This is a genomic window from Corynebacterium sp. HMSC055G02 (assembly GCF_001809065.1).
Taxonomy (GTDB): domain Bacteria; phylum Actinomycetota; class Actinomycetes; order Mycobacteriales; family Mycobacteriaceae; genus Corynebacterium; species Corynebacterium jeikeium_D.
In genome coordinates this window covers 153217-168717 of record NZ_KV795653.1, presented here as the reverse complement: position 1 = coordinate 168717, position 15501 = coordinate 153217, and the positions used below count along the sequence as shown (strand labels likewise).

The following is a 15501-nucleotide window of genomic DNA, read 5'->3' as shown; positions in this document are numbered from 1 at the left end:
CGGGTAACGGAGAAAGAGAGCTGTTTCGTGCCTATCGACGGCAATGGTTTCGAACTGGGTGGCTACACTCGACCCGATTCCACCCAATTTAATGAACTACCAGCGCATGTCTGGCCAACTACCGCCCGTCGTCGGGGCGATGACGAAGATAACCCCGGCTCGGTGGAAATTGGCGGCGTGAGCCTGGTCGACATTGCCAAGGAATTTGGCACTCCGGTTTTTGTCGTCGATGAGCAGGACTTCCGCTCTCGCTGCCGCTCGATGGCCAAGGCCTTCCGCGGCGCGGAGAATGTCCACTACGCATCCAAGGCTTTCCTGTCGAAGACCATTGCCCGCTGGGTAATGGAGGAGGGGCTGCATCTCGATGTCGCCTCGGGCAACGAGATGGCTATCGCTCTGGCGGCGGGTTTCCCAGCCAAGGACATGACCTTCCACGGCAACAACAAGTCCACCGCTGAGCTGCGTGATGCTATCTCCGCTGGCGTGGGCAAGATTGTGCTTGACTCCCGTTCGGAGCTGCGTCGCCTGTCCCAGGTGGCGGCTGAAGCAGGCGTGGTGCAGGACGTGCTCGTTCGCGTGAAGCCCGGTGTGGAAGCGCACACCCACGAGTTCATTGCTACTGCGCATGAAGATCAGAAGTTCGGCTTTTCCCTCGCGTCCGGTTCGGCGCTGGAAGCTGCCAACCTCGTAGAAGAGGACGACAATCTGCGCCTGGTTGGTCTGCACTGCCACATCGGCTCCCAGATTGTCGATTCCGACGGTTTCATTCTCGCCGCCGAGCGCGTGTTCTCACTGGTGGAAAAGCTGGTCGAACGCCACGGCACTGAAATCTCGGAACACTTCAACACCCTCGACCTCGGTGGCGGTTTCGGAATCGCCTACACCGCAGGCGAGCAGCCCCTCGACGTTGCTCCGCTTGCCGACGAGATCCTCACTGCTGTGGACAAGCTTGCGCAGCGTATCGGTATTGAAACTCCGACAGTGGCTGTTGAACCAGGCCGTGCCATCGTTGGCCCGTCCATGGTCACGGTGTACGAAGTGGGCACTTTGAAGGATGTGACCATCGATGAAGGCATGACCCGTCGTTATGTGTCGGTCGATGGTGGAATGAGCGACAATATTCGTCCGGCCCTTTACGGCTCGAACTATGATGGTCGCGTCGTTAATCGCGAAGTATCAGGTTCCAGGATTCCCACCCGTGTCGTCGGAAAGCACTGTGAATCGGGAGACATTCTGGTTAATGACGCGAACTACCCGGACGACATTGTTGAGGGTGATCTGTTCGCGCTGGCTGCTACTGGGGCATACTGTTACGCAATGGCCAGCCGCTACAACATGCTGACGCGACCACCAGTAGTGTCGGTATGCGATGGTCAAGTGACCCAAATATTAAGACGAGAAACCGTACAAGACTTACTAAGCCTGGAGTGTGAAACGCCACGATGACTGCCGCAACGAATAATCCTGGAAAGGGCGAGGGCCACAAGGTTGGTGTCGCTATTTTAGGTCTTGGCACAGTCGGTACTGAGGTTTACCGCCTGCTCAACGAGAAGGCTGAGGACTTCGAGCGCCGCATCGGCGGCCCGGTCGAGGTCGTTGGTATTGCTGTGAGCGACAAGACCAAGCCGCGTCCGAATGTGGATCAGGATCTTCTTACCGACGATGCTTTTTCGCTGGTCCAGCGCGATGACGTTGACCTGGTAGTCGAGGTCATCGGTGGCATTGATTACCCACGTCGCGTTGTGCTGGAGGCACTGCGTGCGGGCAAGTCGGTCGTGACCGCCAATAAGGCACTTGTCGCAGCTCACGGCGAAGAGCTCTCTGAGGCTGCCGATTCCTCAGGCGTCGACCTTTTCTTTGAGGCTGCTGTGGCTGCAGCTATTCCGGTCGTCGGCCCGCTGCGCCGTTCGCTGGCCGGTGACACTGTCAATACGGTCATGGGTATTGTCAACGGCACTACCAACTTCATCCTTGATGCGATGGACTCCACTGGTGCGGACTACGACGAGATGCTGGCAGAGGCCACCCGCCTGGGTTACGCCGAGGCCGACCCGACTGCAGACGTCGAGGGCCACGATGCCGCTTCCAAGGCAGCTATTCTGGCCAGCCTGGCATTCCACACCCGCGTGACTGCTGATGATGTTCACTGCGAGGGTATTACCGAGATCACCGCTGACGACATCGCAGCCGCCAAGAGCGCAGACTGCACCATTAAGCTGCTGGCTACCTGTGAGCGGGTTACGGACGAAAATGGCAAGGAGTCCATTTCCGCCCGCGTGTACCCAGCGCTGATTCCACGTCGTCACCCGCTGGCAACTGTGCGTGAGTCTTTCAACGCTGTCTTCATTGAGGCCGAGGCCGCTGGTCGCCTGATGTTCTACGGCAACGGCGCTGGTGGTAATCCGACCGCCTCCGCAGTGCTCGGTGACCTTGTTGCAGCTGCTCGCAACATTGTCCACGGTGGTCGCGCACCGGGAGATTCTACCTACGCTAACCTGCCGATTCTCGACTTCGGTGACGTTCGCACCCGCTACCACATCGACCTGCACGTCGACGATCGTGTCGGAGTGCTTGCCGATGTCGCTCGTACCTTCTCTGATCACAACATCTCCCTGCGCACCGTCCGTCAGGAAGAGGGCGCCAACGGCGCTCGCCTGGTCATCGTGACCCACAAGGCACTGGAGAAGGATTTGGAAGCAACGGTTGACGAATTGCGCGCCAACGACGCGGTTTTGGCCGTCAACAACGTCATTCGTATCGAAGGAATGGATATCTAAATGGCACAGGAGCTTTTCCCGGGTCAGAAGGTCACCGTCACGGTTGCAGGTTCGTCAGCGAACTTGGGCCCGGGCTTCGACACCCTGGGGTTGGCAGTTGCGCTCTACGACATCGTCGAGGTCGAGGTCATCGAGTCCGGTGTCGTCGTTGAGATTCACGGCGAGGGCGAAGTTGACCTGCCGCGCAACGAATCTAATCTGGTTGTGCGCGCGATTCGCGCGGGCCTTCGCGCCGCAGGTGTCGAGGCACCGGGGCTGAAGGTTATTTGCCACAACACCATTCCGCAGTCGCGCGGTCTGGGCTCTTCCGCAGCCGCCGCCGTCGCCGGTGTCGCTGCCGCTAACGGTCTGGCGGGCTTCCCGCTTACCGACGACCAGGTAATCCAAGAATCTTCGGTCTTCGAGGGCCACCCGGATAACGCTGGCGCATCCGTTCTCGGCGGGGCAGTGGTCAGCTGGACTGACAAGCCTGTCGATGGTCGTACCGCTCCTCAATACCGAGCAGTGAGCATTCCGGTGCATGAGTCCATTCAGGCGACCGCACTTGTACCGGCATTCCACGCCTCCACGAATGCAGTCCGTCAGGTGCTGCCGAGCGATGTTTCGCATGTCGACGCTCGTTTCAATGTCTCCCGTACTGCGGTTATGACCGCAGCGCTGCAGTCCCACCCGGAACTGCTGTGGGAGGGAACGCGAGATCGCCTGCACCAGCCGTACCGCTCCGACGTGCTGCCGGTGACCGCAGAGTGGGTCAACCGCCTGCGCAACCGCGGCTACGCGGCATTCCTCTCGGGTGCTGGCCCGACCTGTATGGTTCTGGGAACTACTGCAGTAGATGAGAAGATCTTGGACGATGCCCGCGAGGCTGGCATCAAGGTCATGGAGCTGGGAATCGGTGAGCCGGTTAAGGTCGTGGTCGACGGCTAAGCCGCCGCTGCGGCCAGGTGCCGAGCCAGTGGCTTAGCCTGCCACCTACTTTTCGCCCGGCCCCTTCAGTTTCACGATGCTGTACTGACCTGCGCTCAAGTGCGAGCGCAGGTCTTTCTTGTCGAACTTGCCCACTGAGGTCTTATCGATTGAGTCCACGAAGGCCCAGTACTCCGGCAGCATCCACTTTGGCAGCTTTGGTCGCAGTTCATCGCGGAGCATTTCAGCGGTCTCCTTGCTCTGTTCAACTTCCGGCATCAGCACCGTAATGGCCAGTGGGCGCTCACCCCACTTTTTATCTGGCATGCCGATAATCGCGCACTCGAGTACCTGTGGGCTTTCCATTACGAAGTTTTCCAGCTGAGCGGAGTAGATCCACTCACCACCGGAACGAATGACATCGCGAGCACGGTCATGAATAGTCAGGTAGCCGTCGTGAGTAATCGAGCCGACATCGCCAGTGCGGAGCCACCCGTCCTCGGTGAACTGTTCGCTAGCCTCGTCGACCTCCGCACCGCGGAAGAAGTGCGCGGTGCCTCCATCTTGAGCCTCCGGAGAGCTGTAGTAGCCTCCGGTGACCGTGTTGCCGCGCACCTGCAGCTCACCCTGGTTGCGGTCATGCAGGTCGAGCACGCGGTCGTTGTCATCAACAATGCGGAACTGCATGATGTCCGGGAAACGTCCTTGGCTGACACGGTAGCGTTCGCGGGCCTCACCGGAGGCGCCGTACGGAGGTCGTGCCACGGTACCGATAGGCGAAGTCTCGGTCATGCCCCAGAAGTGGATGACATCGACACCGTAGCGCTCTTCCCATAGCCGAATCAATGCAGGTGGGACAGGAGAACCGCCCGAGAAAATCTCCTGCAGACTCATGCGCTTCGGAGGATTGCTGAGGTAGTGTGCCATGAGGTTAATCCACAGCGTCGGCACGCCCTGAGCTACGCGCGGCATTGAGGTTTCGATGATTTCTGCCAGACGCGGTGCGGACAGGTCCGCGCCGGGGAAGATTAGCGACGCCCCGCACATGAAGGAGGCCAGCGGCACGCCCCAGGACAGGACGTGATAAATGGGCACACAGCAAAGCCACGGGTTTCCATGCGAGATGGCAAAGGAGTCAGTGGTGCGCATATTCAGGCTGTGCAAGTACAGCGAACGGTGGCTGTAGACGACACCTTTAGGTGCGCCCTCGGTGCCCGTCGAATAGCACATGGCTGCACCGGAGTTTTCATCGAGCTCAGGCCAGTCGAAGCGGCTGGGGCGTCCGTCGATGAGCGATTCGTAGGAGTACCACGGGATACCATCCGGCAGTTGCTCAGCCACGTCAGACAGATCACCGATACCGATAATGATGACAGCGCGGACGCGCGGGCAGTGCGGAAGAACCTCGGCGAGCAGTTCGATCTCGGTCGGGTCCGCGATGATGACCTGGTCATCGGCGTGATTGATAATGTGCACAATCTGATCCGGCATGAGCTGCTTGTTCAGCGGCTGGAATACCGCGCCCATGGAGGCGACGCCGAGGAAGACCTCGAAGTGTTCGGCGCAGTTGTACATCAGGGTAGCGATGCGCTGATCCCCGTCGATGCCGAGCTCATCGCGAAGTGCATGTGCCAGCGCACTAGCGCGTGCGGCGATGGCGGCAAAAGTGGTGGTCTCGGGGCCGTCACTGTTCCAGGAGGTCACCGGAGTCCGACCGTGAATGGTGCGACCGTATTCCACAATCTGAGCGATATTGAGAGGAATATGAGGCATCGTACTGCGCATGAGCTCTACAGTACCGACTCACAGCCCCGCGACCTAGCGAAACGCAGGTGAGAACTAGTGTTGCTACCTGACTATTTGGTGACTATCCTTGGGCAATAGGTCGTTTTCAATACGCGGCTAGATACGTACTTCTTCATGTACTCCGCATGCCGTTGACCTTCGCAGTTGTTCACACAACGCGATGGCGCAACGTGACATTGAAAACACATAAATCAGTAGTGCGACTACATAGTCTTGCGGTGCTGTGGACCTAAAATTTCCTAACCATCTTCAGCCCGGACGCTCGGGTTTGAGATGCGGAAATAATGTAGGCAAGATGCCTCGGTTTAGTTTCAACGTCGAGGTCTTTTGCCTGGCTTTTTCGATAGTTTCCCGTCAGCTGCGGCTACTTTTCCGCACGTGGTAAAGGTTCGACGACGGAGCACACGCGGTGGCGGGCAGTAAGAGCGAAAAAGTGTCAATGACATAGCCCCCTGTAGAGAGTGACTGCAGGGAAGGTCGATGAAAGGACATCCGTGACCGATACGGACACCACTGCCACGGCAGGCGGCCCAGAGAATCTTGCGGCCCTCCGAATGGCAGAACTGCGTGAAATCGCTTCCAGCAAGGGCATTCGCGGCATCTCCGCCATGCGCAAGCATGAGCTGATTGAGGCCATTAAGAATGGTGCCCCGGCTGCTGGTTCCGCTCCAGCTCGGAAATCTCGCGCGAAGAAGGCTGCGGCTGGGGCTGCGGATACCGGCTCCAAGGCGAAGGATGCCAAGGAATCGCCGTCGGAAAGCGCGGATAAGGGTTCCAGTAAGAGCGCCGACAAGAGCGACAAGGGCAACGACAAGCGAGACGACGCCAACGCGGATGGTCGCGAGGAGATGTCCCGTTCTCAGCAGCGTCGAAATCGTCGTAACCGTGCTCGTCAGCGCGAGCAGGAGAATCAGGACGATCGCAGCAACGATAGCCGCGACGATTCCGATAACGGCAACGACCGCGGTGATCGCAACGACAATCGCAACGATCGTAATGATCGTAATGACCGCGGTGATCGCAACGACCGTAATAACCGCAACGATCGCAACAACCACGATCGAGACAACGACGATGAAGGCCGCGGCAACCGCAACAACCGCCGCGGTCGCAACAACAATCGCAATAACGACCGCAATAACCATGACGATGACGGTCGTGGCAACCGTAACCGCCGCAACCGTCGCAATCGCCGCGACCGTCGCGGACGCGATAACAACGGTGGGGGACACGGCGGTCAGGACGAGATCCGCGAGGATGACGTTCTCCAGCCGGTGGCTGGCATCGTCGATGTGCTAGATAACAAGACCGCATTCGTGCGCACGTCCGGATACCTGCCGGGCTCTAACGATGTGCTGGTGTCCGCGCAAATGGTTCGTAAATACGGTCTGCGCAAGGGCGACGCCGTCACTGGTCAGGTCCGCATGCCGCGTGAGAATGGCTCGGGCCAGGTCACTCATGGCAACGGCCGTAATCGCCGCAAGTACAACCCGCTGGTCAAGGTCGAAACTGTAAACGGCATCGATCCGGAGCAGGCAAAGCAGCGGCCGAACTTCGCTAAGCTCACCCCGCTGTACCCGAACCGTCGCCTGCGTCTGGAGACCGAGCAGAAGATCCTCACCACTCGCGTCATCGACCTGATTATGCCGATTGGTAAGGGTCAGCGTGCGCTCATCGTTTCGCCGCCGAAGGCCGGTAAGACCACGATCCTGCAGAACATCGCGAACGCTATCGCGACGAACAACCCCGAGTGCTACATGATGGTCGTGCTTGTCGACGAGCGCCCGGAGGAAGTCACCGACATGCAGCGCAGTGTCCGTGGCGAGGTCATTGCCTCCACTTTCGACCGCCCGCCGTCAGATCACACGGCAGTGGCCGAGTTGGCTATTGAGCGTGCAAAGCGTCTGGTGGAACAGGGGCAGGACGTCGTCGTACTGCTGGACTCCATTACCCGCCTTGGCCGTGCGTACAACAACTCTTCGCCGGCATCGGGACGAATCCTCTCCGGTGGTGTGGACTCCAACGCTCTGTACCCACCGAAGCGCTTCTTGGGTGCTGCCCGAAACATCGAGGAAGGCGGCAGCCTCACCATCATCGCCACCGCGATGGTGGAGACCGGCTCCGCAGGCGATACCGTCATCTTCGAGGAGTTCAAGGGCACCGGTAACGCCGAGCTGAAGCTCGACCGTAAAATCTCCGAGCGCCGCGTGTTCCCGGCAGTGGATGTCAACCCGTCGGGTACTCGTAAGGATGAGCTGCTGCTCAGCACGGAGGAGGCTCGCATTATGCACAAGCTGCGCCGCATCCTCTCCGCGCTAGAGTCGCAGGCTGCTATTGACCTGTTGATTAAGCAGCTGAAGAAGACCCGGAACAATAAGGAATTCCTGATGCAGGTGGCTTCTTCTGCACCAATGGCCGCCGACGTTGATGTGGACGACATGCTTTAGCTGGGGTTAGCCGCAAACCACAGCACCTACTAGCATTTCACCCATCACAATCTGAAGGAATATTCAATGGCTAATCAGGTTTCCGCAGTTGACGACATCCTCTCCGAATACCACGGCCTTGAGGCGCAGCTGGCAGACCCCGAGCTGCACAACGACCCGAAGGCTGCCCGTAAGGTCGGCAAGCGCTTCAATGAGTTGCAGCCGGTCATTCAGACTCACAAGAAGTTGACTGAGGTCCAGGATGACCTGGAGGCAGCTCGCGAGATGGCATACGAGGACTCCGAATTCGCAGCTGAGGCTGAGCGTCTCGCTGTCGAGGCAGAGGAGCTCGAGGAAAAGCTCGCCGACCTGCTGGCTCCGCGCGATCCGCACGACAGCGATGACATCGTTATGGAGCTCAAGTCCGGTGCCGGCGGTGAGGAGGCAGCGCTCTTCGCAGGTGAGCTCGCTCGTATGTACCAGCGCTATGCAGAAAAGCACGGCTTTACCACCGAGATTCTCGGGCTGTCCGAGTCTGATCTCGGCGGCGTGAAGGACATGACTATGTCCATCCGAGCTAAGACTCCGTCCCGTGACGGTGCGTGGAGCGTGTTCAAGTTTGAAGGTGGCGTTCACCGCGTGCAGCGCGTGCCGGTTACCGAATCTCAGGGCCGTATTCAGACTTCCGCGGCTGGTGTGCTGGTCTACCCGGAGCCCGACGAGGTCGAAGACATCCAGATTGATGAAAAGGATCTGCGTGTCGACGTCTACCGCTCCTCCGGTAAGGGCGGTCAGGGTGTTAACACGACTGACTCCGCCGTTCGCCTGACGCACCTGCCGACTGGTCTCGTTGTTACCTGTCAGAAGGAACGCTCGCAGATTCAGAACAAGGCCCGCGCTATGCAGGTCCTTGCTGCTCGACTGCAGCAGATGAAGGAAGAGGAGATCGCCGAGGCCGCCTCTGACCAGCGTAAGTCTCAGGTGCGCAACATGGATCGCTCCGAGCGCATCCGCACTTACAACTTCCCGGAGAACCGCGTTTCCGATCACCGCATCGGTTACAAGGCTCACAACCTGGACTCGGTGCTGGGCGGCGACATGGATGACCTGCTCAAGGCCCTCCACGACGCGGAGCGCGCTGAGCGTCTTGAAGCCGAGTAGCCCCACGCCCGCAGAAAATAGCTCGCCGACGTTACCGGATTCCGTCCGTACTCTCGGCGAGCTGTTTCGCTATGCGCGTCGCACGCTTGACGACGCGGCGCTGGCTTCTCCGGATGCCGACGCGCGGGCGCTGTTTGCAGCTGCTATCAATGCGGGACCGGCAGACATCATCTTCCGCGGAGACGAACCGTACACCGATGAGGACGGTCGCAAGTATCTGGCCGAGGTACTGGCCCGCAGAGTGGCTCGTGAGCCACTGCAGCACATCCTCGGTACGGCGCCGATGATGAGCCTGGAACTACAGGTTGGGCCCGGTGTTTTTGTACCCCGGCCGGAGACGGAACTGCTCGCGCAGTGGGCAATCGATCGAGCCTGTGAACTGGTCGCAAGTGGCGTCGTCAAGCCGAAAATCGTTGACTTGTGTACTGGATCCGGTGCGTTGGCGTTGGCGATCGCCGATGCCGTACCCGAAGCGGACGTGGTGGCTGTGGAGCTCTCTGAGCGGGCACGAGCGTGGGCTGCGAAGAATATCGAGACGTACGGCGATGGGCGTGTGCGTCTGATTGCTGGCGATGTCACGGATGTTCAGCTGATTGATGATGGCGCTGAGCTCGCAGAATGGGTAGGCGAGACCGACATTGTTGTGTCCAACCCTCCATATGTGCCCGAAGACACCGAGGTTGCCCCCGAGGTGAGAGCTGATCCGCACTCTGCGGTCTTCGGTGGCGACGATGGGCTAGATGTCATTCGACCTATGATGAACCTAGTGGATGCGCTGGTGCGGCCGGGTGGAGTCATCGGCATCGAGCACGATGACTCTTCAGGAGACGATGTCAGTTCACTGCTAAAGGACACCTGGGATTACGCTGATGTAGAGGTCCACCGTGACTTTGCGGACCGTGACCGTTTTACGGTGGGACGCAAAAATTGATCTTAAAAGCAAACTTTGAAGCAGGAGCACAAATCTGATGAGCAGGATTATGGACTGCAGCACAGATGAAAACCGCGAACGCGCAATTGCAGCAGCAGTAGATGCAGTGAAGGCAGGACGGCTGGTCGTTATGCCTACCGATACCGTCTATGGTCTTGGCTGCGATGCCTTTGATAACCAGGCCGTTGCCTCCTTGCTGCGTGCCAAGCACCGCGGCCCGGATATGCCGGTACCGGTGCTCGTGGGTTCCTGGAACACGATTGAGGGGCTCGTCCGCGAATACTCGCCAGCTGCTCGCACGCTGGTGGAGGCTTTCTGGCCGGGCGGACTGTCGCTGGTTGTGAACCAGGCGCCGAGCTTGCCGTGGAACCTTGGTGATACCGCGGGTACGGTCATGCTGCGCATGCCGCTGCACCCAATTGCTATCGAGATTCTGCGCCGCACCGGTCCGATGGCCGTGTCCAGTGCGAACATCTCCGGCCAGGCACCGGCCACCAATGCCGTGCGTGCCAAGCAGATGTTGGGTGGGGAAGCGGCTGTCTACGTCGACGGCGGCGAAGCCACGATTGGCACCCCATCGACGATTGTCGATATCTCGACTCCAGTGCCGCGGATTCTGCGCGAAGGCGCTGTGTCAGCAGCGGCGGTTGCCGAGGTTTTGAGTACTACGCCCGAGCGACTGCTGGGGCAGTAGTCTTGTCTACCTAAGGCTTTTCCTGTTTAGTATCTGCAGCGATTGTGTGGGTGAGTAGTACCTAGTGGCGGACATGAGCTTATTGGCAGCCCAGTCGGGTGGGGCAGGTGTGCCCATCCGCGAGCTCGCCATGCTCGTTTTAGTTTCCGCTGCTGTCAGTTATTTGCTCACTGGAGTGGTGCGTTATGTGCTGGTCCGCTCGGGCTGGTTGGATGCCCCCCGCACGCGCGATGTCCACGATATTCCGAAGCCCAGGCTCGGAGGCGTGGCGATGTACTCCGGGGTGGTCGCAGCTATCGCCCTTGCCTCGGTGATGCCGGCTCTCAACCGTGGTTTTCCGCCCATGACTCCAGATATGAGGGCAGTTGTGGCGGCCGCGTCGCTCTTGCTAATCGTCGGTATTTGGGATGACCTCTTTGACTTAGATGCCCTCACGAAGTTGGTGGGGCAGGTCGCGGCGGCACTTTTGATGTCATTTATGGGCGTCAATTGGTATCTGCTCTATATCCCGTTCAGTGGCGGCGCCACGCTCATTCTCGATCCAATCATGTCCACAGTCTTGACTGTCCTATTTACTGTGGCATTGATTAACGCCTTCAATTTTGTTGACGGCATTGATGGTCTCGCAGCTGGACTCGGCATGATCGCCGCAGCTGCAATCCTTGTCTATTCGATGGTCATGCTCCATGATCAAGGTGGCACCGTCTCCGCCTATCCACCCGCGATGATTTCCGCGTGCCTCCTCGGCGCTTGCCTGGGTTTCTTGCCGCACAACTTCGAGCCCGCACGCATTTTCATGGGCGATTCCGGTGCCATGATGATCGGCTTGCTGCTCGCTGCGGCATCGGTGTCGGCGTCGGGACGCATCGCGCCCTCCATGTACGGCACCGCTGACGTCATCGCTCTAATCTCGCCGGTTGTGGTCGTCATCGCAGCAATTAGCGTGCCAATGCTCGACCTACTTCTCGCTGTCGTTCGCCGCGTCAGTCAGGGCAAGTCACCTTTCTCACCCGACAAAATGCATATTCACCACCGCCTCCTGTCGATGGGGCACAGTCATCGCCGCGTGGTGCTAGTGCTTTACCTATGGGTGTCGGTCGTCGCGTACGCCGCCGTTGCCACTACCATTTTCCCCTTTGAATTTGTCGCTCTCACCTTCGGGATCCTGCTTATCATCGCGGTTGTCTTCACCCTCCGTCGTCGCAATGCGCTTGCCGACGACCGTTCAAGGGGAGCGCGTCCCAGAAGTGGAAGTGGGGTCCGGCAGGTTATAAGACGTCGACGTGGACGCAGAAGGTACAATCTTCGACCGTGACTGAAAAAACAACTCCGGAGCCCGAGTCTAAATACGACGATTCGCGGCGACCGCTGCTGGCTGCTGCTCGCTCGGGCGCAATCGCGCTCGCTGTGATTACCGTGCTTTCGCTGCTGGTCTGGGGTGGCAAAAACGGCATGCCCGGTGTCTGGGGCGTACTCCTTGGTGCGGGCATTAGCGGAAGCTTCGTATTGCTTACCGTTCTAGGCATCCTCTTTACTGCTCGAACTTCGCCGTCCGTCACGCTTGCCGTTGTACTGGGTGGCTGGTTGTTGAAGATTGTCGTACTAATCGGTGTTCTGGTTGTTATTAGAAATCTTGAGTTTTATGACAACATGACTTTCTTCGTCACTGTTGTACTCACTCTGATGGTGACACTCGGTGCAGAAGTGTGGGGAATGTCGCAATCTAACCTCACTTATGTGCAACCAATGAAGGACGAATAGCTCGTTAATAACTTGTTGACCTGCTGAGAGGCTGTAATGCGCTGCTAAAACCGCAGGTAATAAGCATATTGTCGAGTTTGTGCAGAAGATGCCACAAATAGAGGCCGAAACCCACAGCGGGGGTCGGCCTCTTTGTTGGTTTCGGGGTCGGAAACGCGGGGGTGTACCGGGTGGGGAAAATGAGTCAGAACTGTTATCCTGAGTTTCGGGTAAGACGGCCTGTAGTGAAATAACTATCATTTCCACAGGTACGGTCCCCGTGAGCGCCGTGCTGATGAGCGAATGGAATCCGCGGCGCGACACGTTAAATGACGTCCTTCGCACCGCTTGACAATAGTTCTAGCGGCCCAATCACGGGAGAGAACGCTGAGCGTTACAACACTTGCCGAGATGCGGGGTGAGTTTCACTCACCCAACTTGCAGGAGGAGTATTTCCCGGGTGAACAATTTGGCGACTTCATTTTAGGTGGCAGTGGCGACTGGTACGCCATGGACCGCCTGATGATTGTTCGTCTTTTGATGGCCGTGATCGTCGCCGTGTTCTTCGTCGTCGCAATGCGTCGTCCGAAGCTCGTGCCGACTGGTCTGCAGAACGTTGCGGAGTTGATGCTGGACTTCGTCCGCATCCACATCGCGGAGGAGATTCTGGGTAAGAAGGAGGGGCGTCGTTTCCTTCCGGTTCTGGCCACCATCTTCTTCCTTGTTATCTCGATGAATATTGCGGCTATTATTCCTGGCCTCAATATTTCGCCGAACGCCCGAATCGGTATGCCACTGGTTCTGGCCCTGTTCGCATACGTTGCCTTCATTTACGCGGGCTCGAAGAAGATGGGCTTCTTCAAGTTTGTGAAGTCGGCAGTCGTTATTCCGAACTTGCCACCGGCGCTCCACCTCATCGTGGTGCCGATCGAGATTTTCTCCAACTTCGTTCTCCGCCCAGTTACGCTGACCATCCGTCTGATGGCCAACATGCTGGCGGGCCACATGGTTCTAGTCCTGCTTTTCGGTGCCACGAACTTCTTCTTCTGGCAGCTGAATGGTTGGACCGCCCTGTCCGGGTTGACCCTTGTCGCTGCGGTAGCATTCACGCTGTTCGAGATGCTGGTGATTTTCCTGCAGGCATACATCTTTGCCCTGCTGAGCGCCGTCTACATCGAACTGTCGCTGCACGCAGACGAGCACTAACCCATAACTAATGAGGCCGCAAATTCGGCAACAAGGCCTCGCAAATTTAATAGCAAGACCCACTTGACCCACAAAGCCCCGGGCCTACTTAGAACAATCTTTAATCCGGGGTCATCCTTTAAGAAAGGGAACGGTTCATAATGAACGACGTCATCCTCTCCGCCCAGGACGCTGTCCAGGCTGTCGACACCAACTCTGGCCTGAAGACCATCGGTTACGGTCTGTCCACCCTGGGCCCGGGCCTCGGTATCGGCATCGTCGCCGGTAAGACCGTTGAGGGTATGGCACGCCAGCCTGAGATGGCCGGCCAGCTGCGTACCACCATGTTCCTGGGTATCGCCTTCACTGAGGCTCTCGCCCTGATCGGCCTGGTCGCAGGCTTCGTTTTCTAAGTCCGGACCTTCAAGCGGAGAACACGTAAACCATGACAGATTTCACCTTTTTGCTAGCAGCGGGTGACCTCCCGATGGGAGAATCCGTTGACCCGCTGCTGCCAAAGACCTATGACATCGTCTGGTCCGTTGTCCCGCTGGTAGTTATCCTGGTTCTCTTCTGGAAGCTCGTTCTTCCGAAGTTCCAGGAGGTCCTGACCGAGCGGGAGGACCGGATTGAGGGCGGCATTGAACGCGCTGAAGCTGCACAGGCTGAAGCCAAGGCCGCTCTGGAAAAGTACAACAGTCAGCTCGCAGAGGCCCGTACTGAAGCAGCAAAGATTCGCGACGAAGCCCGTGCACAGGGTCAGCGCATCATTGCAGACGCTACGACCAAGGCTAATGACGAGAGCGCACGAATCATCGAGTCCGGTGAGAAGCAGCTCGCTGCCCAGCGTGAGCAGGTAGTCGCAGAGCTGCGCAAGGAAATGGGCCAGAACTCCATCAATCTCGCTGAGCGCCTTCTGGGCGAGCAGCTTTCCGACGACGTTCGTAACTCGTCGACGATTGACAACTTCTTGTCCAACCTTGACACCGTGGCCCCGGCCGGAAAGTAGGCGACATGCACGCAGCAAGCCGCGAATCCCTGGCAGCCCTTAGCCAGCGACTGGACGCCGCTATCGGTGGCGACAATGTCGCTGTTGCTCAGGCTGCTCAGACTGGTTCCGAGCTTTTCGACATCGTCGAGGTCCTGGACTCCGACCGCGGCCTGCGTGTCGCTGTCGCCGACACCTCGGCGACTGCGGAACAGCGTTCCGGCCTTGTCCGGAGCCTGTTCGCGGGCAAGGTATCTGAGACGACTCTTAACCTCGTCGTGGATGCTGCCGCGCAGGTATGGTCCACCCCGCGTGAAATGCGTGAGGGTTTGGTAGAGCTGGGCCGTCGAGCCCTCCTTCGCTCTGCCGAAGGCCAGGGACAGCTTGAGACTGTTGAGTCTGAGCTGTTCCAACTGGGACACATCCTGGCTGAGCAGTCGCAGCTTGAACAGCTGCTGGCCGACAAGGCCGCAACCCCCGAAGCCAAGCGTGGGCTCCTCGCCTCTGTGCTGTACGGCAAGGTCACTTCCGTGACCGAAACCCTCGCACTGCAGGCTGTTGGCCGCCCATCCAAGCGCCCCGCGGACGACATTGACTCCCTGTCCCGGCTAGCCGCCGGCCTGCGGAACCACGTCGTCGCTCGCGTGACCAGTGCCACGGCCGTCTCTGACGAGCAAGAGCGAGCACTGGCGGACAAGCTCGGCCGAGTCTACGGCAAGGCGATGTCCATCCACACCGTGATCGATAAGTCGATTCTCGGTGGACTGGTCATCCGGGTTGGCGACGAGGTCATCGACGGTAGCCTTTCAACAAAGCTTGAGAAGCTGCGCGTCGGCCTCGGCTGACGGATGGTTTAGACGATTAATCACTGGAAGAATATTACCGAG

Annotated in this window: 14 protein-coding genes; 13 read left to right on the top strand and 1 reads right to left on the bottom strand. The window is 58.7% G+C overall.

The annotated features are described in order from the left end of the window. Window positions 1–27: 27 nt before the first annotated feature. The 3 genes from lysA to thrB are packed head-to-tail and all read left to right on the top strand — an operon-like array spanning window position 28 to window position 3704. On the top strand, window positions 28–1446 hold the full coding sequence (gene lysA / locus HMPREF2547_RS05860) for a diaminopimelate decarboxylase (protein WP_070605089.1): 1419 nt from the start codon (window positions 28–30) through the stop codon (window positions 1444–1446). Further along, the gene (locus HMPREF2547_RS05855; RefSeq protein ID WP_070605086.1) at window positions 1443–2777 is read left to right on the top strand and encodes a homoserine dehydrogenase; all 1335 of its coding nucleotides are present in this window, start codon (window positions 1443–1445) and stop codon (window positions 2775–2777) included. Before lysA ends, HMPREF2547_RS05855 begins: the two co-directional genes overlap by 4 nt. After that, window positions 2778–3704, top strand: coding sequence for a homoserine kinase (thrB, locus tag HMPREF2547_RS05850; RefSeq protein ID WP_005509404.1), 927 nt, complete (start codon window positions 2778–2780; stop codon window positions 3702–3704). It abuts the gene before it with no gap. 45 nt (window positions 3705–3749) lie between these two features. Here the strand turns inward: thrB and HMPREF2547_RS05845 are convergent, their stop codons facing one another. Then, the gene (locus HMPREF2547_RS05845) at window positions 3750–5468 is read right to left on the bottom strand and encodes a long-chain fatty-acid--CoA ligase (protein ID WP_049172045.1); all 1719 of its coding nucleotides are present in this window, start codon (window positions 5466–5468) and stop codon (window positions 3750–3752) included. A 515-nt stretch (window positions 5469–5983) separates the two neighbouring features. On the opposite strand from HMPREF2547_RS05845, the gene rho reads away from it, so the two are divergent. The 10 genes from rho to HMPREF2547_RS05795 all read left to right on the top strand — a co-directional run bounded on the left by rho (window position 5984) and on the right by HMPREF2547_RS05795 (window position 15459). Continuing rightward, window positions 5984–7936, top strand: a complete 1953-nt coding sequence (rho, locus tag HMPREF2547_RS05840) for a transcription termination factor Rho (protein ID WP_049172046.1) — start codon at window positions 5984–5986, stop codon at window positions 7934–7936. Between the two features lie 66 nt (window positions 7937–8002). After that, complete coding sequence (gene prfA / locus HMPREF2547_RS05835) at window positions 8003–9076, top strand: peptide chain release factor 1 (RefSeq protein ID WP_016422451.1); 1074 nt, start codon at window positions 8003–8005, stop codon at window positions 9074–9076. After that, the gene (gene prmC / locus HMPREF2547_RS05830) at window positions 9063–10007 is read left to right on the top strand and encodes a peptide chain release factor N(5)-glutamine methyltransferase (protein WP_049194098.1); all 945 of its coding nucleotides are present in this window, start codon (window positions 9063–9065) and stop codon (window positions 10005–10007) included. The genes prfA and prmC overlap by 14 nt, the downstream gene beginning before the upstream one ends. A 37-nt stretch (window positions 10008–10044) precedes the next feature. Continuing rightward, complete coding sequence (locus tag HMPREF2547_RS05825; protein ID WP_005509411.1) at window positions 10045–10701, top strand: L-threonylcarbamoyladenylate synthase; 657 nt, start codon at window positions 10045–10047, stop codon at window positions 10699–10701. A gap of 82 nt (window positions 10702–10783) precedes the next feature. Beyond that, window positions 10784–12016 (top strand): glycosyltransferase family 4 protein, encoded by a 1233-nt coding sequence (locus HMPREF2547_RS05820; protein ID WP_224433217.1) that lies wholly within the window; start codon window positions 10784–10786, stop codon window positions 12014–12016. Continuing rightward, complete coding sequence (locus tag HMPREF2547_RS05815; RefSeq protein WP_005509564.1) at window positions 12013–12462, top strand: Cg1360 family ATP-synthase-associated protein; 450 nt, start codon at window positions 12013–12015, stop codon at window positions 12460–12462. Before HMPREF2547_RS05820 ends, HMPREF2547_RS05815 begins: the two co-directional genes overlap by 4 nt. 390 nt (window positions 12463–12852) lie before the next feature. Further along, window positions 12853–13647: a F0F1 ATP synthase subunit A gene (atpB, locus tag HMPREF2547_RS05810; protein ID WP_070605083.1), complete on the top strand. Its 795-nt coding sequence runs from the start codon at window positions 12853–12855 to the stop codon at window positions 13645–13647. 140 nt (window positions 13648–13787) lie between these two features. Continuing rightward, window positions 13788–14039: an ATP synthase F0 subunit C gene (locus tag HMPREF2547_RS05805; RefSeq protein ID WP_070429331.1), complete on the top strand. Its 252-nt coding sequence runs from the start codon at window positions 13788–13790 to the stop codon at window positions 14037–14039. A 32-nt stretch (window positions 14040–14071) separates the two neighbouring features. After that, window positions 14072–14635 (top strand): F0F1 ATP synthase subunit B, encoded by a 564-nt coding sequence (locus HMPREF2547_RS05800; protein ID WP_038628467.1) that lies wholly within the window; start codon window positions 14072–14074, stop codon window positions 14633–14635. A gap of 5 nt (window positions 14636–14640) precedes the next feature. After that, window positions 14641–15459 (top strand): F0F1 ATP synthase subunit delta, encoded by an 819-nt coding sequence (locus HMPREF2547_RS05795; protein ID WP_048735245.1) that lies wholly within the window; start codon window positions 14641–14643, stop codon window positions 15457–15459. Window positions 15460–15501: the final 42 nt, after the last annotated feature.